At 60.9% G+C, this 21,164-nt stretch carries 20 protein-coding genes; 13 read left to right on the forward strand and 7 right to left on the reverse strand.

Annotation, left to right across the window (positions count from 1 at the left end):
• The first annotated feature begins 4 nt into the window (after positions 1 to 4).
• On the forward strand, positions 5 to 583 hold the full coding sequence (locus AB4N92_RS17350; protein ID WP_010212898.1) for an RNA polymerase sigma factor: 579 nt from the start codon (positions 5 to 7) through the stop codon (positions 581 to 583).
• Positions 580 to 1,557, forward strand: a complete 978-nt coding sequence (locus AB4N92_RS17355; protein ID WP_044286681.1) for a FecR family protein — start codon at positions 580 to 582, stop codon at positions 1,555 to 1,557. Before AB4N92_RS17350 ends, AB4N92_RS17355 begins: the two co-directional genes overlap by 4 nt.
• Here the strand turns inward: AB4N92_RS17355 and AB4N92_RS17360 are convergent, their stop codons facing one another.
• Positions 1,558 to 1,908 (reverse strand): glutaredoxin family protein, encoded by a 351-nt coding sequence (locus tag AB4N92_RS17360; RefSeq protein ID WP_010212895.1) that lies wholly within the window; start codon positions 1,906 to 1,908, stop codon positions 1,558 to 1,560.
• Entirely contained in the window at positions 1,908 to 2,912 is a 1,005-nt protein-coding gene (gene yejK / locus AB4N92_RS17365) for a nucleoid-associated protein YejK (RefSeq protein ID WP_010212893.1), read from the reverse strand. The genes AB4N92_RS17360 and yejK overlap by 1 nt, the downstream gene beginning before the upstream one ends.
• Before the next feature lie 396 nt (positions 2,913 to 3,308).
• On the opposite strand from yejK, the gene AB4N92_RS17370 reads away from it, so the two are divergent.
• On the forward strand, positions 3,309 to 3,590 hold the full coding sequence (locus tag AB4N92_RS17370; RefSeq protein WP_005785131.1) for an HU family DNA-binding protein: 282 nt from the start codon (positions 3,309 to 3,311) through the stop codon (positions 3,588 to 3,590).
• 66 nt (positions 3,591 to 3,656) lie between these two features.
• Here the strand turns inward: AB4N92_RS17370 and rlmF are convergent, their stop codons facing one another.
• From rlmF to AB4N92_RS17395, 5 genes are all read right to left on the reverse strand, one after another.
• Positions 3,657 to 4,673, reverse strand: coding sequence for a 23S rRNA (adenine(1618)-N(6))-methyltransferase RlmF (gene rlmF / locus AB4N92_RS17375; RefSeq protein WP_010212891.1), 1,017 nt, complete (start codon positions 4,671 to 4,673; stop codon positions 3,657 to 3,659).
• A gap of 238 nt (positions 4,674 to 4,911) precedes the next feature.
• Positions 4,912 to 7,758: a valine--tRNA ligase gene (locus AB4N92_RS17380; RefSeq protein ID WP_010212889.1), complete on the reverse strand. Its 2,847-nt coding sequence runs from the start codon at positions 7,756 to 7,758 to the stop codon at positions 4,912 to 4,914.
• A 212-nt stretch (positions 7,759 to 7,970) separates the two neighbouring features.
• A complete protein-coding gene (locus AB4N92_RS17385; protein ID WP_010212888.1) occupies positions 7,971 to 8,354 on the reverse strand; it encodes a hypothetical protein in 384 nt (127 codons plus the stop codon).
• 7 nt (positions 8,355 to 8,361) lie between these two features.
• On the reverse strand, positions 8,362 to 8,790 hold the full coding sequence (locus AB4N92_RS17390) for a DNA polymerase III subunit chi (RefSeq protein WP_069672374.1): 429 nt from the start codon (positions 8,788 to 8,790) through the stop codon (positions 8,362 to 8,364).
• 67 nt (positions 8,791 to 8,857) lie between these two features.
• Positions 8,858 to 10,348, reverse strand: coding sequence for a leucyl aminopeptidase (locus AB4N92_RS17395; RefSeq protein WP_010212886.1), 1,491 nt, complete (start codon positions 10,346 to 10,348; stop codon positions 8,858 to 8,860).
• A gap of 283 nt (positions 10,349 to 10,631) precedes the next feature.
• Here AB4N92_RS17395 and lptF point away from each other — a divergent pair, with 283 nt between their 5' ends.
• The 10 genes from lptF to tadA all read left to right on the forward strand — a co-directional run bounded on the left by lptF (position 10,632) and on the right by tadA (position 21,158).
• Positions 10,632 to 11,750, forward strand: a complete 1,119-nt coding sequence (gene lptF, locus AB4N92_RS17400; protein ID WP_042571699.1) for an LPS export ABC transporter permease LptF — start codon at positions 10,632 to 10,634, stop codon at positions 11,748 to 11,750.
• Positions 11,743 to 12,822 carry an LPS export ABC transporter permease LptG gene (lptG, locus tag AB4N92_RS17405; RefSeq protein WP_010212884.1) on the forward strand — a complete coding sequence of 360 codons (1,080 nt, stop codon included), beginning with the start codon at positions 11,743 to 11,745 and terminating at the stop codon, positions 12,820 to 12,822. The genes lptF and lptG overlap by 8 nt, the downstream gene beginning before the upstream one ends.
• Positions 12,823 to 12,973: 151 nt before the next feature.
• Positions 12,974 to 14,773, forward strand: coding sequence for a translation elongation factor 4 (lepA, locus tag AB4N92_RS17410; RefSeq protein WP_003188853.1), 1,800 nt, complete (start codon positions 12,974 to 12,976; stop codon positions 14,771 to 14,773).
• A gap of 5 nt (positions 14,774 to 14,778) precedes the next feature.
• Positions 14,779 to 15,633 (forward strand): signal peptidase I, encoded by an 855-nt coding sequence (gene lepB / locus AB4N92_RS17415; RefSeq protein WP_010212881.1) that lies wholly within the window; start codon positions 14,779 to 14,781, stop codon positions 15,631 to 15,633.
• Between the two features lie 150 nt (positions 15,634 to 15,783).
• Positions 15,784 to 16,473, forward strand: coding sequence for a ribonuclease III (rnc, locus tag AB4N92_RS17420; RefSeq protein WP_010212880.1), 690 nt, complete (start codon positions 15,784 to 15,786; stop codon positions 16,471 to 16,473).
• Positions 16,466 to 17,368: a GTPase Era gene (gene era / locus AB4N92_RS17425; RefSeq protein ID WP_010212878.1), complete on the forward strand. Its 903-nt coding sequence runs from the start codon at positions 16,466 to 16,468 to the stop codon at positions 17,366 to 17,368. The genes rnc and era overlap by 8 nt, the downstream gene beginning before the upstream one ends.
• Before the next feature lie 154 nt (positions 17,369 to 17,522).
• Positions 17,523 to 18,212: a DNA repair protein RecO gene (gene recO, locus AB4N92_RS17430; RefSeq protein ID WP_106118904.1), complete on the forward strand. Its 690-nt coding sequence runs from the start codon at positions 17,523 to 17,525 to the stop codon at positions 18,210 to 18,212.
• A 51-nt stretch (positions 18,213 to 18,263) separates the two neighbouring features.
• Positions 18,264 to 19,007, forward strand: coding sequence for a pyridoxine 5'-phosphate synthase (pdxJ, locus tag AB4N92_RS17435; RefSeq protein ID WP_021491822.1), 744 nt, complete (start codon positions 18,264 to 18,266; stop codon positions 19,005 to 19,007).
• A 277-nt stretch (positions 19,008 to 19,284) separates the two neighbouring features.
• Entirely contained in the window at positions 19,285 to 20,661 is a 1,377-nt protein-coding gene (locus tag AB4N92_RS17440) for a multicopper oxidase family protein (protein ID WP_029529236.1), read from the forward strand.
• Positions 20,661 to 21,158, forward strand: coding sequence for a tRNA adenosine(34) deaminase TadA (tadA, locus tag AB4N92_RS17445; RefSeq protein WP_010212871.1), 498 nt, complete (start codon positions 20,661 to 20,663; stop codon positions 21,156 to 21,158). The genes AB4N92_RS17440 and tadA overlap by 1 nt, the downstream gene beginning before the upstream one ends.
• Positions 21,159 to 21,164: the final 6 nt, after the last annotated feature.

Genomic DNA, 21,164 nt, shown 5'->3' on the forward strand with positions numbered 1-21,164 from the left:
GCCCATGATGATCAGCACGCCACCCGAATCCCAGGACAGCCAGCACGCTGACGCGGCAGGCGGGCGTGCGCATTTTCTGCAGGTGTTTTTGTCCCAGCGTTCGCAGATGGAGGCCTTGGTGAGTCGCCGCGTCGGCTGCCGCGCCACGGCGGCCGACCTGGTGCAGGATCTGTTCCTGCGTTTCTGGCGCCGGCCTTTGGTACAGGTCGAGGAACTCAGCACTTACCTGCTGCGCTGCGCCGGCAACATCGCCATCGATCACCTGCGCAGCGAAGGCGCGCGGGCGCGCAGCAGTGAAGGCTGGTTGCCCGAACAGCAAGACAACCAAGGTTCAGAACCCCAGGCGGCACTGGAAGCCGGCAATGATCTGCGTCACGTCGAAGCGGCCTTGCGCAGCCTGCCCGAGCGCACGCGGCAGATTTTCCTGCTCAACCGCATCCATGGCCGCAAGTACGCGCAAATCGCCAAGGCGATGGGCCTGTCCCAAAGCGCCGTGGAAAAACATATGATGCGTGCCCTCGAAGCCTGCAAAGCCAGCCTTCGCGAACCCTCATCCCCACGCACGCCAGGGAAAGCACCGTGAACGTCACCCCTACGCCCGCCCAGGAACAAGCAGCACTGGCCTGGCTGAGTCTGCTGCATGACCAGCCCAGCGGTGGTGACCAGGCCACGTTCAGCCAGTGGCTGCGGGCTGACCCGGCGCACGTCGAGGCCTATGCCCAGGCCCAGGTGCTGTGGGAGTTGAGCGAAGTGCCAGCGCGCAAGCTCGCGGACGAAGAGGCGTTGGTGTTGCAGGGTTATCTCAACGCGATGAACCCTTCGAAGCGCTCGCGGGTGGCGCGTTGGTCTGGCGCGTTGGCGATGGCCGCCTGTCTGCTGTTGATGGTGTCCATGGGCGTCGGATGGCAGCCGTCACGCTGGGTTGATGATTTCGGCGCCGACTACGTGACGGCGCCGGGCGAAGTCAAAACCGTCACGCTGGCCGACCAATCCCAAGTGACCCTTGATGCCGACAGCGCCATCGCCGTGGACTTCACCCAGGGCGAACGGCATATCCAGTTGCGCCGCGGGGCCGGCTTTTTCAGCGTGACCCACACCGGGCAATCTTTTGTGGTGGAGGCGGGCAGTGGTGAAGCGCGGGTGCTGGGTACACAATTTGAAGTGCGCCTGCAGCCGGCAGGCGCTGAGGTGACGGTGTTGTCCGGGCGGGTTGGCGTGACGCCGTCCAAGCAGGGTCAACAGCAAATTCTTACGGCAGGGCAGCAGGTGGCCTACGCCGAGGGCGTCGCCGACGCCCTGCACGCGGTCGACAGCGAATCACGCCTGGCCTGGCGCGACGGTTGGCTCAACTATTACAAAGCGCCGTTGGCGGACGTGGTCAAGGACCTGGAGCGTTATTACCCAGGTCGCATTCTGTTGCTCAACAAAGAGATGGGTGCCAAGCGCGTCAGCGGCAGTTTCCCGAGCAAGGACCCGCAGGCCGTGTTGAATGCGTTGCAAGCCGTGCTTGGCTTCGAACAGCACACATTATTGGGACGGATGATCGTGGTGCGCTGATTATTTCAGCGCCGCCATGATTTTTTCCGGTGCGTAATCGCGAATCAGCGTGCCGTTCACGTCCACGAACGGAATTCCGCCCCCGCCCAACGCCTCATACGCCTTGCGCGCCTGGGCATCTTTCTCGATATCGAACGCCTGGTAGGGAATGCCCTTCTGGTCCAGAAAGCGGCGGATCTGCTTGCAGTACCCGCACCACTCGGTGGAATAGAGCACCACACGCGCCGAAGTGCGCACGTGCTCCGGCGCCACCTGCGACGGGTTGAACACCCGCTCGATCTTGCCCCAGTTCTGGATCACTACCACCACCAGCAACACCAGCAGGACTTTCTTGAAAACCCCGCCAAGCATCAGTTACGGCGCTTGAGCTGATCAGTCAGTTGAGTCGGCAGGCCCTTGATGATCAAGGTGCCGGCGGCTTCGTCGTATTCGATCTTGTCGCCCAGCAGATGGGCTTCAAAGCTGATGGACAAACCCTCGGCGCGGCCGGTGAAACGGCGGAACTGGTTGAGCGTGCGCTTATCCGCCGGGATCTCCGGCGACAGGCCGTAGTCCTTGTTGCGGATATGGTCATAGAACGCCTTAGGCCGATCTTCATCGATCAACCCCGACAGTTCCTCCAGGCCCATCGGCTCGCCGAGCTTGGCCTGGCTGCTGGCGTAGTCCACCAAGGTCTTGGTTTTCTCGCGAGCGGACTCGTCCGGCAAATCTTCGCTTTCGACGAAGTCGCTGAACGCCTTGAGCAGGGTACGGGTCTCGCCCGGACCGTCGACGCCTTCCTGGCAGCCGATGAAGTCGCGGAAATACTCCGAGACCTTCTTGCCGTTCTTGCCCTTGATAAAGGAAATGTACTGCTTGGACTGCTTGTTGTTCTGCCACTCGGACACGTTGATGCGTGCCGCCAGGTGCAGCTGGCCGAGGTCCAGGTGGCGCGACGGGGTCACGTCCAGCTCGTCGGTCACCGCCACGCCTTCGCTGTGGTGCAGCAGGGCGATGGCCAGGTAGTCGGTCATGCCTTGCTGGTAGTGGGCAAACAACACATGGCCGCCAGTGGAGAGGTTGGACTCTTCCATCAGTTTTTGCAGGTGCTCGACCGCCGTGCGACTGAAGGTGGTGAAATCCTGGCCACCGTCGAAATACTCCTTCAACCAGCCGCTGAACGGGTGCGCGCCGGACTCGGCGTGGAAGAAACCCCAGGCCTTGCCTTGTTTGGCGTTGTAGCTCTCGTTGAGGTCGGCAAGCATGTTCTCGATGGCGGCCGACTCGGCAAGCTCGGAGTCGCGGGCGTGGAGAACTGCGGGTGTGCCGTCGGGTTTTTTGTCGATCAGGTGGACGATGCAATGACGGATCGGCATAGGCTTCTCGGCTGGTTGAAGGGGAGCGGTTGGCCTCCCCGAAAAGTCGCCCAGTGTACCGCACCCATTGGCCAAGACACGCTTCGAAGGCGGTTTTGGGCACCCTCCGACGGTCTATATGCCTTTTTTTCACGGTTTAGAGCGATAAAGCTGACCAAATGGGTAGGTAGAAGCGGATATTTCCCCGTCTCTGTGCTAGTTTTGCCCCGTCTTACGCCAAGTCTCGGCGATAAGCGTGCATTCAGCATCTGTCAGGTCGAACCAATCCCCGTTTCAAGCATCTATAACCCCGATCTCCGTGGTTATAGCCGGGGGTGCCAGGCCATGACGGTCAGGCTCGACGGCTGACACTGCACTCTGCAATCCATATGAATTTGATAGGGAAGGAACACCACAATGGCTTTGACTAAAGACCAACTGATCGCTGATATCGCTGAAGCTATCGACGCGCCGAAAACCACCGCGCGCGCAGCTCTGGACCAACTGGGCCAGATCGTTGCCGATCAGCTGGAAAACGGCGGCGAAATCACTCTGCCAGGTATCGGCAAGCTGAAAGTGACCGAGCGTCCTGCCCGTACTGGCCGTAACCCTTCGACTGGCGCTGCCATCGAAATCGCTGCCAAGAAAGTTATCAAGCTGGTTGTGGCCAAAGGCCTGACCGACGCTGTTAACAAGTAAGATGCGGTAAAAAAACCGTGCACCGGAGTGATCCGGGCACGGTTTTTTGTTGCCTGCGATTTGTGCTTAACGCACCCAGCGCTGACGCCAGATCTGCTGTTCGTTCTTGGTCTGGAAGGTCCATGCCACGAAACGGCTCTGCTTCTGGCCCTGGGACATTTCCACTACCTGGCTTTCCAGAACACCGGCTTTTTTCAGGGCTGTCTCGATCGCGGGCAAGTTCGACGCTTTTGACACAAGGGTGCTGAACCACAGCACTTTATGAGCAAAGTGTGCGCTCTCGGCAATGAGTTGGGTCACAAAGCGCGCTTCACCGCCTTCACACCACAGCTCGGCCGATTGGCCACCAAAGTTCAGCACCGGCAACTTGCGCTTGGGATCCGCCTTGCCCAAGGCGCGCCACTTGCGTTCGCTGCCCTTGGTCGCTTCATCCATCGACGCGTGGAAGGGCGGGTTGCACATGGTCAGGTCAAAGCGCTCGCCCGGCTCCAGCAAGCCCAGCAGGATCTGTTTGGGATTGGTTTGCTGGCGCAATTGAATGACCTTGCTCAGGTCGTTGGACTGCACGATGGCCCTGGCTGCGGCGACGGCGATAGGGTCGACTTCCGAACCGAGGAAATTCCAACGGTATTCCATGTAGCCAATCAGCGGGTAGACGCAGTTGGCGCCCATGCCGATGTCCAGCACCTTGACGATAGAGCCGCGCGGGATCTTGCCGTCGTTGGTACTGGCCAGCAGGTCGGCGAGGAAGTGCACGTAGTCTGCACGCCCCGGTACCGGCGGGCACAGGTAGTCGGCCGGGATGTCCCAGTGCTGGATGCCATAGAACGCTTTCAGCAGCGCTCGGTTGAACACACGCACTGCATCCGGGCTGGCAAAGTCGATACTTTCCTTGCCGTATGGGTTGATGATCACGAATTGCGCCAGTTCCGGCGTGGTCTTGATCAGCGCCGGGAAGTCGTAACGGCCTGTGTGGCGGTTGCGCGGATGCAGGGTGGCCTCCTTGCGCGGCACAACGGGCTTGGTCGTGGCTGCGGTTTTAGGCTTCTTGCGCGGAGGTTTTGGCGTGCTGGGGGCGGTCATGATGATTCTGGTGTTGGCTCAAAGTGGTGGGCATTGTCACACATCTTGAGCGCAACTCGGTCAAATGTGGGCGCGGGCTTGCTCGCGAAGGCGGTATATCGGATACACATTCAGTGACTGACCCAGCGCTTTCGCGAGCAAGCCCGCTCCCACATTGACCGCGTTGCCAGCAGGAGATCGGAAATGTCCAGGCAAAAAAAAGAGACCCGAAGGTCTCTTTTTTCACACGGCTCACACCTTACAGGCTGGAGATCCGCGCATGTTGCTCCGCCAGCTTGCCCAGGGCCTGTTCAGCCTCGGCCAGCTTGGCGCGTTCTTTCTCGATCACTTCAGCCGGGGCCTTGTCGACGAAGGCCGCGTTGGACAGCTTGCCGCCCACTCGTTGCACTTCGCCTTGCAGACGGCCGATTTCCTTGTCGAGACGTGCCAGTTCGGCGCCCTTGTCGATCAGGCCCGCCATCGGCACCAACACTTCCATCTCGCCAACCAGCGCGGTGGCGGACAGCGGTGCTTCGGCGTCGGCCGCCAAGACGGTGATCGATTCCAGCTTCGCCAGCTTCTTGAGCAGTGGATCATTTTCGGTGAGGCGACGCTGATCTTCCGCACTGGCGTTCTTCACAAACACGGCCAATGGCTTGCCCGGCCCGATGTTCATTTCGGCGCGGATGTTACGCGTGCCCATCATCAGGGTCTTGAGCCATTCGATATCGCTTTCGGCCGCTTCATCGATGCGTGCTTCGTTGGCCACTGGCCAAGGTTGCAGCATGATGGTCTTGCCTTCGATACCGGCCAGCGGCGCCAGGCGCTGCCAGATTTCTTCGGTGATGAATGGCATGAACGGGTGGGCCAGGCGCAGCGCCACTTCCAGCACGCGCACCAGGGTGCGACGGGTGCCGCGCTGGCGCTCGACCGGCGCGTTTTCGTCCCACAGTACCGGCTTGGACAGTTCCAGGTACCAGTCGCAATACTGGTTCCAGATGAACTCGTACAAGGCCTGTGCGGCCAGGTCGAAACGGAACTGGTCGAGTTGGCGGGTCACTTCGGCTTCGGTGCGCTGCAGCTGCGAGATGATCCAGCGGTCGGCCAGGCTCAACTCATAGGCTTCGCCGTTCTGGCCGCAGTCTTCGCCTTTGTCCAATACGTAGCGCGCCGCGTTCCAGATCTTGTTGCAGAAGTTGCGATAGCCTTCGACGCGGCCCATGTCGAACTTGATGTCGCGACCGGTGGACGCCAGTGAGCAGAACGTGAAGCGCAGGGCGTCGGTGCCGTAGCTGGCGATGCCGTCGGCAAATTCGTCGCGGGTTTGCTTCTCGATCTTCTTCGCCAGTTTCGGCTGCATCAGGCCCGAGGTGCGTTTCTGCACCAGGGTTTCCAGGTCGATACCGTCGATGATGTCCAGCGGGTCCAGCACATTGCCCTTGGACTTGGACATCTTCTGGCCCTGGCCATCACGCACCAGGCCGTGCACGTACACGGTCTTGAACGGCACTTGCGGCGTGCCATCCTCGTTTTTCACCAGGTGCATGGTCAGCATGATCATCCGGGCAACCCAGAAGAAAATGATGTCGAAACCGGTGACCAGCACGTCGGTGGAGTGGAATTTCTTGAGGAATTCGGTCTGCTGCGGCCAGCCCAGGGTGGAGAAGGTCCACAGGCCCGAGCTGAACCATGTGTCCAGTACGTCGTTGTCCTGTTGCAGCGCAATGTCGGCACCGAGGTTGTGCTTGGCGCGCACTTCAGCTTCGTCACGGCCTACGTAGACCTTGCCCGACTCGTCGTACCAGGCCGGAATGCGGTGGCCCCACCACAGTTGACGGCTGATGCACCAATCCTGGATGTCACGCATCCACGAGAAGTACATGTTCTCGTACTGTTTCGGCACGAACTGGATGCGGCCATCTTCCACGGCGGCGATGGCAGGTTCTGCCAACGGCTTGGTGGAGACGTACCACTGGTCGGTCAGCCACGGCTCGATCACGGTGCCGGAGCGGTCGCCCTTCGGCACTTTCAGGGCGTGGTCGTCAACGCTGACCAGCAAACCGGCAGCGTCGAAGGCGGCGACGATCTGCTTGCGTGCTTCGAAACGGTCGAGGCCTGCATATTCGGCCGGAATCTTACCGTCGATGCTTTCGTTCAGCGTGCCGTCCAGGTTGAACACCTGGCAAGCCGGCAGTACGGCGGCGTTTTTGTCGAAGATATTCAGCAGCGGCAGGTTGTGGCGCTTGCCGACTTCGTAGTCGTTGAAATCGTGGGCCGGGGTGATTTTCACGCAGCCGGTGCCGAATTCAGGGTCGCAGTAGTCGTCTGCGATGATCGGGATGCGCCGGCCGACCAATGGCAGCTCGACGAACTTGCCGATCAGCGCCTGGTAGCGCTCGTCAGTCGGGTTAACTGCAACGGCGGCATCGCCGAGCATGGTTTCCGGACGGGTGGTGGCGACGATCAGGTAGTCGTTGCCTTCAGCGGTCTTGGCGCCGTCGGCCAGCGGGTACTTGAGGTTCCACAGGAAGCCTTTCTCATCGTGGTTTTCCACTTCGAGGTCGGAAATCGCTGTGTGCAGCTTGGTGTCCCAGTTGACCAGGCGCTTGCCGCGGTAGATCAGTCCGTCTTCATGCAGACGCACGAAGGCTTCTTTCACGGCTTCCGACAGGCCGTCGTCCATGGTGAAACGCTCGCGGCTCCAGTCCACGGACGAGCCCAGGCGACGAATCTGACGGCTGATATTGCCGCCGGATTGGTCCTTCCACTCCCAGATCTTTTCCAGGAATTTCTCGCGCCCCAAGTCGTGGCGACTCTGGCCGGTGGCTTCGAGTTGGCGTTCCACCAGCATCTGGGTGGCGATACCGGCGTGGTCGGTGCCCGGTTGCCACAGGGTGTTGCGGCCCTGCATACGGCGGAAACGGATCAACGCATCCATGATCGCATTGTTGAAGCCATGGCCCATGTGCAGGCTGCCAGTGACGTTCGGTGGCGGAATCATGATGGTGTAGGAATCGCCCGCGCCTTGCGGGGCGAAATAATTCTCGGACTCCCAGGTCTGGTACCAGGAAGTTTCAATAGCGTGCGGCTGGTAGGTCTTATCCATGCGCGGCGGGACCCTAGTTGGCATTAATTCAGGAAAGCCGACAAGTATAACGGGGGATAGGGCGCAGGGCGAGGTGAAGACAGGCTTGAGATGTACGCTGAGCAAATGTGGCAGCGGGCTTGCTGGCGAAAGCGGTGTGGCAGTCAGCTCAGGCGTTGACTGATCCAGCGCTTTCGCCAGCAAGCCCGCTCCCGCAGGGTGACGTGTATGGCTTAAGACTGGTATTGGCTGAGCAACCGCTCCATGCGCGCATCCAGCCGGCGCTTGATCTCGGTTTCGATATGCGGGGCAAAGTCGTCGATCACGTCTTGCATGATCAGTTGCGCGGCAGCGCGCAGTTCGTTGTCCAGGTGCAGCAGCAGGGCATCTGGGCCTTTTTCAGCAGGCGCAGGTTCGACGGCGGGGGCCACGGCGACGGGCTCCGGCGCGACGGGTTTGCCGCCGACCATGTCGAACAACAGCGGAATCTGTACCTCGCCCTCGACCGGTTCGGTCAACAGCGGCGGTTGCAAGTCATCATCACCCAGCAACTGACGGATCGACTCGAGGTCGTCCAGCAGGTGGTCATCTTTTTTTAGAGGGTTTGGAGTGTCCATCGTGTGCTCAAAGTCGTTGTAGCCGGTGATCCTGCAGAGGATAGCCCTGTTCGCGGTAGAAACGGAAACTCTCCCGCGCGGCCTGACGAATAGCCGGATCCTCAACCACCACTTCCGCCACACGGGCGAATGCCTTGGCGAACGGCGGTACTTTCAGGTCCAGGTTGACCAGCAGGTCCAGGTGGTCGCCGCAACTGTCTCCCAAACCCAGGACAACCAGGCCTTCAGGTTCAGATTCGGCGGGGCCGTGGGGCACGAAGCTTTCGCCCTTGAAACGCCAGAGGCGGGCATCCAGCTCATCGCGTTGGGCGGCATCGCTGCAATGCAGGTAGATGCGGTGGCCCATGCGCCAGGCTTTTTCGGTGAGTTTGCAGGCAAAGTCCAGGCGCGCGAGCGGGTCGGCGCTGGGCAATATATAGAAGTCGACTTGGGTCATTGCATTTCCTGGGCTTGCGCATCCCCCCGCAGGACCGGGCAAGCCGGCTCCTGCAGGGGGATTGCGTTTAGGCCTTGGCGCGGTCCAGCAGGTACTGGGTCAGCAGGGGAACCGGACGGCCGGTGGCGCCCTTGTCCTTGCCGCCGCTGGTCCAGGCCGTGCCCGCGATGTCCAGGTGGGCCCAGTTGAAGTTCTTGGCAAAGCGCGACAGGAAGCAAGCAGCAGTGATGGTGCCGGCTTTCGGGCCGCCGATGTTGGCGATGTCGGCGAACGGGCTGTCCAGTTGTTCCTGGTACTCATCGAACAGCGGCAATTGCCAGGCACGGTCGTCAGCGGCTTTACCGGCGCTGAGCAGTTGCTCGATCAGTTCGTCGCTGTTGCCCAACAGGCCCGAAGTGTGGGAACCCAGGGCGACGATGCAGGCACCGGTCAGGGTCGCGATGTCGATCACGGCCTGTGGCTTGAAGCGCTCGGCGTAGGTCAGCGCGTCGCACAGCACCAGGCGGCCTTCGGCGTCGGTGTTGAGGATTTCGACGGTCTGGCCGCTCAGGGTGGTGACGATGTCGCCCGGACGGGTCGCGCCGCCGCTCGGCATGTTCTCGGCGCAGGCCAGGATGCACACCAGGTTGATCGGCAGCTTGAGTTCCAGCACAGCACGCAGGGTGCCGAACACGCTGGCGGCGCCGCCCATGTCGTACTTCATCTCGTCCATGCCCAGGCCCGGCTTGAGGCTGATGCCGCCGGTGTCGAAGGTGATGCCTTTACCGACCAGTGCGTAAGGCTTCTCGGACTTCTTGCCGCCGTTGTATTGCATGACGATCAGGCGTGGCGGCTGGTCGCTGCCCTGGCCCACGGCATAGAACGAGCCCATGCCCAGTTCCTTGATCTTCTTCTCGTCCAGCACTTCGACTTTCAGGCCCTTGAACTCTTTGCCCAGCGCCTTGGCTTGTTCGCCGAGGAAGGTCGGGTGGCAAATGTTCGGCGGCAAGTTGCCCAGGTCGCGGGTGAACGACATGCCGTTGGCGATCGCTTGTGCGTGGGTCACGGCGCGCTCGACTTCAGCCTGGGCGGCCTTGATGGTCAGCAGGGTGATTTTTTTCAGCGCGCGGGGTTCGGCTTTGGTGCTCTTGAACTGGTCGAAGACATAACCGCCATCCACCAGGCTCTCGGCCAGCAGGCGAGTCTTGCCATAGCTGTCACGGCCTTTGACCACGACTTCGTCGAGCGCCAGCGCGGCGTCAGTGCCGCCCAGGCCCTTGAGGGTGGTGAGGATGCCGCTGATGATTTTGCGGAATGGACGGTCGCCCAGTTCAGCGTCCTTGCCCACGCCCACCAGCAATACGCGGTCGGCCTTGAGGTTAGGCAGGCTCTGCAGCAGCAGGCTCTGGCCGACTTTGCCGGCCAGGTCGCCGCGCTTGAGCACTGCGCTGATGGCGCCGCCGCTGAGTTCGTCGAGTTGCTTGGCGGCAACGCCGAGCTTGCGGCCTTCGCCGATGGCGACCACGAGGGTGGCGGTTTTCAACGTTTCGGGGCTAACGCTTTTTACAACCAATTCCATTTTCGGGTCCCTTATACAGGTCGGTTAGCCAGGAGTCTGTACTCCGGCTTTAATACCAGGCAGCTGTGTAAGCCGCCGGCAACAAAGGCCGCAGTTTGAACCTCGCCGGCGGAGCCTGACAACCCTTGTCACCCGCTTTGTGCATGCGCATGAGGTTGCGCAGTGACAGGCGCGGTCAATCACAGGATAATGCGCCATCTTTTTAGTCGGCCCCTGCAAATGGGCTGGCTCGGTATGCTTGCTTGTTTGGCCGCCTTAGCCTGACAACCCTGGAGTGTCTGGTTTGATCGTCTTCCGTTATCTGTCCCGCGAAGTCCTGTTGACCCTGAGTGCCGTGAGTGCGGTGTTGCTGGTCATCATCATGAGTGGTCGTTTCGTCAAATACCTGGCTCAAGCCGCCTCGGGCGCCCTGGATCCGGGCTCGCTGTTCCTGATCATGGGCTTTCGCCTGCCGGGCTTCCTGCAGCTGATCCTGCCGCTCGGCCTGTTCCTCGGGATCCTGCTGGCTTACGGCCGCCTGTACCTCGAAAGCGAAATGACCGTGCTTTCGGCCACCGGCATGAGCCAGCAGCGCCTGCTGGGCATGACCATGATCCCGGCCGCCGGCGTCGCGCTGATCGTGGCCTGGCTGAGCCTGAGCCTGGCCCCCCAGGGCGCCATGCAGTTCCAGCTGGTCCTGAACAAACAGGACGCGATGACCGAGTTCGACACCCTCGAACCGGGCCGCTTCCAGGCGCTCAATGACGGTTCGCGTGTGACCTACACCGAAACCATGACCGACGACCGCGCCAACCTGGGCGGTGTGTTCATCTCCGAGAAGCGTCTGGGTCAGGACAAGAAAGATCGTGGTATTTCCGTGCTGGTGGCCGATTCAGGTCGCCAGGAAGTGCGTCCTGACGGCAGTCGCTACCTGATCCTGGAAAATGGCTATCGCTACGATGGCAGTCCGGGCATGGCTGATTACCGTGCGATCAAGTACGACACCTATGGGGTGATGCTGGCTCGTCCGGATATCAGCGACGAAGTCACCGACCGCGACGCCATCCCGACCACCGAGCTGTTCGGTAGCAAGGAACTGCGCTCGATCGCCGAGTTGCAATGGCGGATTTCCTTGCCGTTGCTGGTGTTCATCGTGACCTTGATGGCGGTGCCGCTGTCCCGCGTCAACCCACGTCAGGGTCGCTTCCTCAAGCTGTTACCGGCGATCCTGCTGTACATGGCGTACCTCACCATTCTGATTTCCGCCCGTGGCTCCCTGGAGAAAGGCAAGCTGTCGCCGACCCTGGGGCTGTGGTGGGTGCACGGGATCTTCCTGGTGATTGGCCTGGGCCTGCTGTATTGGGAACCGATCCGTTTGAAAATGAAGAGCCGTCGTGGCCAGAAGGAGTTGGCTCGTGGCTAAGCTCGATCGCTACATTGGTAGCAGCGTACTGATCGCCATCCTGGCGGTACTGGGCATCATCCTCGGGCTGGCATCGTTGTTCGCCTTCATCGATGAAGTCGGCAACGTCACCGACACCTACACCGTGTGGGACGTGCTGAGCTATGTGGGCCTCACCGCGCCGCGCCGTCTGTACGACATGATGCCGATGGCCGCGCTGATCGGCTGCCTGATCGGCCTGGGCAGCCTGGCCAGCAACAGCGAACTGACCATCATGCGCGCCGCCGGCGTTTCCATCGGTCGTATCGTATGGGCGGTCATGAAGCCCATGCTGCTGCTGATGGCGTGCAGCGTACTGATCGGCGAATACGTGGCCCCACCGGCGGAAACCACGGCCCAGGCCAATCGCGCCCTGGCCCAGGGTTCGGGCGATGCGCAAAGCGCCAAGCACGGCCTGTGGCACCGCCAGGGTGATGAATTCATCCATATCAACGCCGTGCAGCCGGGCGGCCTGTTGATTGGTGTGACCCGCTACACGTTCGACAAAGAACGTCATTTGCTGGAGTCCAGCTTCGCCAAACGTGCGCAGTACAGCGGCGAAAAATGGCAACTCAGCGACGTTACCACCACCTACTTCCGTAATGTCGGCCAAGGCACCAAGGCCAGCACCGAAGTGATCAATGTGCCGAGCCAGGAGTGGGACATTGCCCTCAAGCCGGAATTGTTGAATACCGTGGTGATGATCCCTGAAAGTCTGCCGATCTCCGGGCTGTGGGGTTATATCCACTACCTGAAGGACCAAGGCTTGAACAACGGCCGTTATTGGCTGGCATTTTGGGTCAAGGTGTTGCAACCCGTGGTGACTGCCGCGTTGGTGCTGATGGCGATTTCCTTCATCTTTGGTCCGCTGCGTTCCGTAACGCTGGGGCAGCGCGTATTCACGGGTGTACTGGTGGGCTTCACGTTCCGCATCGCCCAGGACCTGCTGGGCCCATCGAGCCTGGTGTTCGGCTTCTCGCCGCTGTTTGCGGTGCTGGTGCCCACGGCGATTTGCGCCCTGGCCGGCTTCTGGCTACTGCGCCGGGCCGGTTGATTCCGCGCTTATGAACAAAAAATGCCCCGGTCGGTAGATCGGGGCATTTTTGTTCTGGTCAGCAAAGATGACGTCTGGCCTGAGCATCAGGTACAATTCCCGGCTATTTTTCAGCGGGCAATCTGCCTGCAGCCTTTTTGAGTGTTGATCCGTGAGTGATTTGAGTCATATCCGCAATTTCTCCATCATCGCCCACATTGACCATGGCAAGTCGACGCTGGCCGATCGATTCATCCAGATGTGCGGCGGCCTTGCCGAGCGTGAAATGGAAGCCCAGGTCCTGGACTCCATGGACCTCGAGCGCGAGCGCGGGATCACCATCAAGGCCCACAGCGTTACGCTGTATTACAAAGCCAAAGACGGCATCACCTACCAGCTGAACTTCATTGACACCCCGGGCCACGTTGACTTCACCTACGAAGTCAGCCGTTCCCTGGCGGCCTGTGAAGGTGCCTTGCTGGTGGTCGACGCCGGCCAGGGCGTTGAAGCGCAGTCGGTTGCCAACTGCTACACCGCGATCGAGCAGGGCCTGGAAGTCATGCCCGTGCTGAACAAGATCGACCTGCCCCAGGCCGAGCCTGAGCGCGTCAAGGAAGAGATCGAGAAGATCATCGGCATCGACGCCACCGACGCCGTTACCTGCAGCGCCAAGACCGGCCTGGGTGTCGACGAAGTGCTCGAACGCCTGGTGCACACCATTCCAGCCCCGACCGGCAACTACGAAGATCCGCTGCAAGCGTTGATCATCGACTCCTGGTTCGACAACTACCTGGGCGTTGTGTCCCTGGTTCGCGTTCGTCACGGCCGCGTGAAGAAGGGCGACAAGATCCTGGTCAAGTCCACCGGCAAGATCCACCTGGTGGACAGCGTCGGTGTATTCAACCCCAAGCACACCGCGACCGTTGATCTGAAAGCCGGTGAAGTAGGCTTCATCATCGCCGGCATCAAGGACATTCACGGTGCACCGGTGGGTGACACCCTGACCCTGAGCTCCACGCCGGACGTCGACGTGCTGCCAGGCTTCAAGCGCATCCAGCCGCAGGTCTACGCCGGTCTGTTCCCGGTCAGCTCCGATGACTTCGAAGATTTCCGCGAAGCCCTGCAGAAGTTGACCCTCAACGACTCGTCGTTGCAGTACACCCCGGAAAGCTCCGACGCACTGGGCTTCGGCTTCCGCTGCGGCTTCCTGGGCATGCTGCACATGGAAATCATCCAGGAGCGCCTTGAGCGCGAATACGACCTGGACCTGATCACCACCGCGCCGACCGTTATTTTCGAGTTGTTGCTGAAAACCGGTGAAACGATTTACGTCGACAACCCGTCCAAGCTCCCGGATCTCTCGGCGATCGAAGACATGCGCGAGCCTATCGTGCGGGCCAATATCCTGGTGCCGCAGGAGCACCTGGGCAACGTCATTACGCTGTGTATCGAAAAGCGTGGCGTCCAGCGCGACATGCTGTTCCTCGGCACCCAGGTCCAAGTGACCTACGACATGCCGATGAACGAAGTGGTATTGGACTTCTTCGACCGCCTCAAATCCACCAGTCGCGGCTATGCTTCGCTGGATTACCATTTTGACCGTTACCAATCGGCTAATCTGGTGAAACTGGATGTATTGATCAACGGCGACAAGGTCGATGCCCTGGCACTGATCGTGCACAAGGACAACGCGCACTACAAAGGTCGCCAGTTGACCGAGAAGATGAAAGAGCTGATTCCGCGCCAGATGTTCGACGTCGCGATCCAGGCCGCCATTGGCGGGCAGATCATTGCGCGGACCTCCGTCAAGGCACTCAGAAAGAACGTACTGGCCAAATGCTACGGCGGTGACGTAAGCCGTAAGCGCAAGCTGCTTGAGAAGCAAAAGGCCGGTAAAAAACGCATGAAGCAAGTAGGTAACGTGGAAGTTCCACAAGAAGCCTTCCTTGCGGTGCTCAGGTTGGATAGTTAGGTCCTATGTCGCTAAATTTCCCGCTGTTGCTGGTCATCGCCGTTGCCGTTTGCGGCCTCCTGGCGTTGCTCGATCTGGTGTTCTTCGCCCCGCGTCGGCGGGCGGCTATCGCGTCCTATCAGGGCAGCGTCAGCCAACCCGATGGCGTGGTGATCGAGAAGCTGAACAAAGAGCCCTTGCTGGTTGAATACGGCAAGTCGTTCTTCCCGGTGTTGTTCATCGTGCTGGTGCTGCGTTCGTTCCTGGTGGAACCGTTTCAGATTCCTTCGGGGTCGATGAAACCCACCCTGGACGTGGGCGACTTCATCCTGGTGAACAAGTTTTCCTACGGGATCCGCCTGCCGGTGATCGACAAGAAGGTCATCGAAATCGGTGACCCACAGCGTGGCGATGTGATGGTGTTCCGCTACCCGAGCGACCCGAACGTCAACTACATCAAGCGTGTGGTTGGCCTGCCGGGCGACGTGATCCGTTACACCAGCGACAAGCGTCTGTTCATCAACGGTGAGTCGGTGGCCGAGAAACTGGTCGGCTCCGAGCCGAACAGCCTGGGCAGCGCCGAGCTGTACCAGGAAAAACTCGGTGCGGTGGAGCATGAAATCCGTAAGGAAATGAGCCGCTACCGTGCCCAGCCAGACGGCCAGTGGAAAGTGCCGGCCGGGCACTACTTCATGATGGGCGACAACCGCGACAACTCCAATGACAGCCGGTACTGGGATGACCCCAACATTCCCAAGGACCTGCTGGGCATGGTTCCCGACCAGAATATCGTCGGCAAGGCCTTCGCGGTCTGGATGAGCTGGCCGGAACCCAAACTCAGCCACCTGCCGAACTTCTCGCGGGTCGGGCTGATCAAGTAATACAGGCGGCGCTGTGAACACAGCGCCGAATGCTTTTCTGGGGTGGGGACAAATCGGTCCTGCCTCATGCTGCACCAACCAGGATTTGAATTTGAACACTGCGTCAATCGTCGATGGCCGCCGGTGCCACCAAACAGATATGGGTAAACCGTGAGCGTTTCTCTAAGTCGTCTCGAGCGCCAGCTCGGCTACACCTTCAAGGACCAGGAATTGATGGTCCTTGCCCTTACACACCGCAGCTTTGCAGGGCGCAATAACGAGCGCCTGGAATTTCTCGGTGATGCCATCCTCAATTTCGTCGCCGGTGAAGCTCTTTTCGAGCGCTTCCCCCAAGCCCGTGAAGGCCAGCTGTCGCGCTTGCGCGCACGCCTGGTGAAGGGCGAGACCCTGGCCGTGCTGGCCCGTGGCTTCGGCCTGGGCGAGTACCTGCGCCTGGGTTCCGGTGAGCTGAAGAGCGGCGGTTTCCGCCGTGAATCGATCCTGGCCGACGCCCTCGAAGCGCTGATCGGTGCCATCTACCTCGATGCAGGTATGGAAGCAGCCAAGGAACGTGTCACCGCGTGGCTGACCTCCGAGATCGAAAGCCTCACGCTGGTCGACACCAACAAAGACCCCAAGACCCGCTTGCAGGAATTCCTGCAATCGCGCGGTTGCGACCTGCCACGCTATGAAGTGGTGGATATCCAGGGTGAGCCGCATTGCCGCGTGTTCTTCGTGGAATGTGAAATCACCTTACTGAACGAAAAAAGCCGAGGTCAGGGTGTGAGCCGTCGTATTGCCGAACAGGTAGCGGCCGCTGCAGCACTGATTGCCCTGGGCGTGGAGAATGGCCATGACTGATTCAAACGCAACACGCTGTGGCTATGTTGCCATCGTCGGCCGCCCGAACGTGGGCAAGTCCACGCTGCTGAACCACATCCTTGGCCAGAAGCTCGCGATCACCTCGCGCAAGCCGCAGACCACCCGCCATAACATGCTGGGCATCAAGACCGAAGGCAACGTGCAAGCGGTCTACGTCGATACCCCGGGCATGCACAAAGGTGGCGAAAAAGCCCTGAACCGCTACATGAACAAGACCGCTTCGGCGGCGTTGAAAGACGTCGACGTGGTGATCTTCGTGGTCGACCGCACCAAGTGGACCGACGAAGACCAGATGGTCCTGGAGCGTGTGCAGTACGTCACCGGCCCGCTGATCGTCGCGCTGAACAAGACTGATCGCATCGAAGACAAAGCCGAGCTGATGCCGCACCTGAGCTGGTTGCAGGAACAGCTGCCGAACGCCCAGATCATCCCGATCTCCGCCCAGCACGGCCACAACCTGGACGCCCTGGAACGTGTGATCGCCGAGCACCTGCCGGAGAACGAGCACTTCTTCCCGGAAGACCAGATCACCGATCGCAGCAGCCGCTTCCTCGCCGCCGAACTGGTGCGCGAGAAAATCATGCGCCAGATGGGCGCCGAGCTGCCGTACCAGATCACCGTCGAGATCGAAGAGTTCAAGCAGCAAGGCAAGACCCTGCACATCCATGCGCTGATCCTCGTCGAACGTGACGGCCAGAAGAAAATCATCATTGGCGACAAGGGCGAGCGCATCAAGCGTATCGGCACCGAGGCGCGCAAGGACATGGAGTTGCTGTTCGACTCCAAGATCATGCTCAACCTGTGGGTGAAGGTGAAGGGTGGCTGGTCCGATGATGAGCGTGCATTGCGCTCTCTGGGCTACGGCGACCTGTAAGGACGCCGCAGGAAAAAAATGTGGGAGGGGGCTTGCCCCCGATAGCGGTGGGTCAGTTAGCAAATAAGTGACTGACACACTGCCATCGGGGGCAAGCCCCCTCCCACATTAGGTTTGTGTCGTTTTCACTAGTGCATTCCAGCAACGAGAACCCATGTCCTCAACCACGCCCCCCAGCCAGCCCGCGTACGTCCTGCACAGCCGCGCCTACCGCGAGACCAGCGCCCTGGTGGACTTCCTCACGCCCCAGGGCCGCCTGCGCGCAGTATTGCGCAGTGCGCGGGGCAAGGCGGGCACGTTGGCGCGACCCTTTGTGGCCTTGGACGTGGAGTTTCGCGGCAAAGGCGAGCTGAAAAACGTCGGGCGCATGGAAAGTGTCGGCACTTCTGCCTGGCTTAATGGTGAGGCGCTGTTCAGCGGCCTCTACCTCAACGAATTGCTGATCCGCCTGCTGCCCGCCGAAGACCCACACCCGGCGGTCTTCGATCATTACGCCGCCACCTTGCTCGCCCTGGCCGAAGGGCGTCCCCTGGAACCGCTGCTGCGCGCCTTCGAATGGCGTCTGCTCGACGACCTGGGTTACGGCTTCGAACTGGCCAACGACCTGCACGGCGATCCTGTCGCCGCCGATGGCATGTATCGCCTGCAAGTCGACGCCGGCCTGGAGCGCGTGTACTTGTTGCAGCCGGGCCTGTTCCAGGGCACCGAACTGTTGGCCATGAGCGAGGCGGACTGGACCGCACCCGGTGCGCTTTCTGCCGCCAAGCGCCTGATGCGCCAGGCCCTGGCCGTGCACTTGGGCGGACGGCCGCTGGTCAGTCGCGAGTTGTTTCGAAAGCCCTGACAACCCCGTGTATGCTGTGCAGCGTTTCTTTCCCTATTCAGGAGCGCTTCCGTGACCACCAGCAATCGCATTCTTCTTGGCGTCAACATCGACCACGTCGCTACCCTGCGCCAGGCCCGGGGCACCCGTTACCCGGACCCGGTCAAGGCCGCGCTGGACGCCGAAGAAGCGGGCGCCGACGGCATCACCGTGCACCTGCGCGAAGACCGCCGTCATATCCAGGAGCGCGATGTGCTGGTGCTCAAGGACGTGCTGCAAACCCGCATGAACTTCGAAATGGGCGTCACCGAAGAAATGATGCAGTTCGCCGAGCGCATCCGCCCCGCGCACATCTGCCTGGTGCCGGAAACCCGTCAGGAACTCACCACCGAAGGCGGCCTCGACGTGGCCGGCCAGGAAGCGCGGATCAAGGCCGCCGTGGAGCGCCTGTCGAAGATCGGCAGCGAAGTGTCGCTGTTCATCGACGCCGACGAGCGCCAGATCGAAGCCTCGCGTCGTGTCGGCGCACCGGCCATCGAACTGCACACTGGCCGTTACGCCGATGCCACCACGCCGACCGAAGTGGCTGATGAGCTGCAACGCATCATCGACGGTGTGAGCTGCGGTCTCAAGGAAGGCCTGATCGTCAACGCCGGCCATGGCCTGCATTACCACAACGTCGAGGCGGTGGCGGCGATCAAGGGCATCAACGAGCTGAACATCGGCCATGCGCTGGTGGCGCATGCGCTGTTCGTCGGTTTCAAAGGTGCGGTTGCCGAGATGAAGGCCCTGATCCTGGCAGCCGCCAGAACTTAAGCGAACACAGTCTAAAGAACGCTGAAGATCAACAATGTGGGAGCGGGCTTGCTCGCGAATGCAGTGGATCAGTCAGAGATGTATTCACTGACCTGTCGCCTTCGCGAGCAAGCCCGCTCCCACATTGGATCTTCAGTGTATCCAGAGTCCTGACCACCCAGCTAAACCCTTTGAATTCAGCTGTGCGGCAATGCGAACCCTTACTGTTTAGCGCCCGCGGGTGTATCGTATCTGCCCTTTGCAGGCCCTGTGCCTGCTGCAGATACGTGAGGTTGTTGTGTCCCAATCGTTTTCCCGTCGACAGATTCTCGGTGGCCTTGCCGGCCTGGCAGTAGTCGGTGTGGGTGCCGGTGGCGCCTACCGCTACTGGCTGGGCAAGGTTGCCGATGCCAACGCAGGAAGCGATTACCAATTGATTGCCGCGCCGCTGGACGTGGAACTGGTGCCGGGTCACAAGACCGAAGCCTGGGCATTCGGCCCGTCTGCGCCTGGCACCGAGCTGCGCGTGCGCCAGGGCGAATGGCTGCGAGTGCGCTTCATCAACCACTTGCCGGTCGCCACCACCATCCACTGGCATGGCATCCGCCTCCCGCTGGAAATGGACGGCGTGCCTTACGTCTCGCAATTGCCGGTGCTGCCCGGCGAATACTTCGACTACAAGTTTCGCGTGCCCGACGCGGGCAGCTACTGGTATCACCCCCATGTGAACAGCAGCGAAGAACTCGGCCGCGGCCTGGTTGGTCCGCTGATCATCGAAGAGCGCGAGCCCACCGGTTTCAAATATGAACGCACCCTGAGCCTAAAAAGCTGGCACGTGGACGAAGAGGGCGCTTTCGTGGCCTTCAGCATTCCCCGTGAAGCGGCGCGTGGCGGCACCGCCGGGCGGTTGTCGACGATCAATGGCGTGTCCCAGGCCGTCATCGATCTGCCCGCCGGGCAGATCACCCGCGTGCGCCTGCTCAACCTCGACAACACCCTGACCTATCGCATCAACATCCCGGATGTCGAAGCGCAGATCTACGCGCTGGACGGCAACCCCATCGAGCCGCGCCCGCTGGGCAAGGAATACTGGCTGGGCCCCGGCATGCGCATCTGCCTGGCGATCAAGGCACCGCCTGCCGGTGAGGAACTGTCGATTCGCAACGGCCCGGTGCGCCTCGGTACGTTTCGTTCGGTGGCCAACTCCGATGCACCGACTGCGTGGCCGCCTGCATTGCCCGCCAATCCGATCAGCGAACCGGACCTGGCCAATGCGGAGAAACTCAACTTCAATTTCGAATGGGTTGGCACCGTTTCAGTCGATGACGGCAAGCCACCCAGCCTGTGGCAGATCAACGGCAAGGCCTGGGACATCACTGACAAGACCTGCGCCGACCGCCCGATTGCCAAGCTTGAGAAGGGCAAGAGCTATATTTTCGAATTGAAGAACATGACCCAGTACCAGCACCCGATCCACCTGCACGGCATGAGCTTCAAGGTGATCGCGTCGAACCGCCACAAGGTGATCCCGTACTTCACCGACACCTACCTGTTGGGCAAGAACGAACGCGCCCGCGTGGCGTTGGTGGCGGATAACCCAGGGGTGTGGATGTTCCATTGCCACGTGATCGACCATATGGAAACCGGCCTGATGGCCGCCATCGAGGTGGCGTGATGCGCCAGTTTCGCCCCCCCGCGATCATCGACCGCAGCCGCGACCAGGACTTCATGCGCGAAGCCCTGGCCCTTGCTGCCCAAGGTGCTGCATTGGGTGAAGTGCCCGTCGGTGCAGTGCTGGTGCAGGACGGTGAAATCATCGGCCGTGGCTTCAACTGCCCCATCAGCGGCAACGACCCCAGTGCCCACGCCGAAATGGTCGCCATCCGCGCCGCCGCGCAAGCCATCAGCAACTACCGCCTGGTGGGCAGCACGCTGTATGTGACCCTGGAACCCTGCAGCATGTGCGCGGGCTTGATCGTGCACTCACGGATTGCGCGGGTGGTGTACGGCGCGCTGGAGCCCAAGGCGGGGATCGTGCAAAGCCAGGGGCAGTTTTTTACCCAGGGCTTTCTCAATCATAAGGTGCTGTTTGAAGGCGGGGTGCTGGCCGAGGAGTGCGGCACGGTGTTGAGTGAGTTCTTCAAGGCTCGCCGGGCCAAACCACCACGCTAAAGAACA

It is taken from the genome of Pseudomonas sp. S3_A09 (assembly GCF_054668065.1).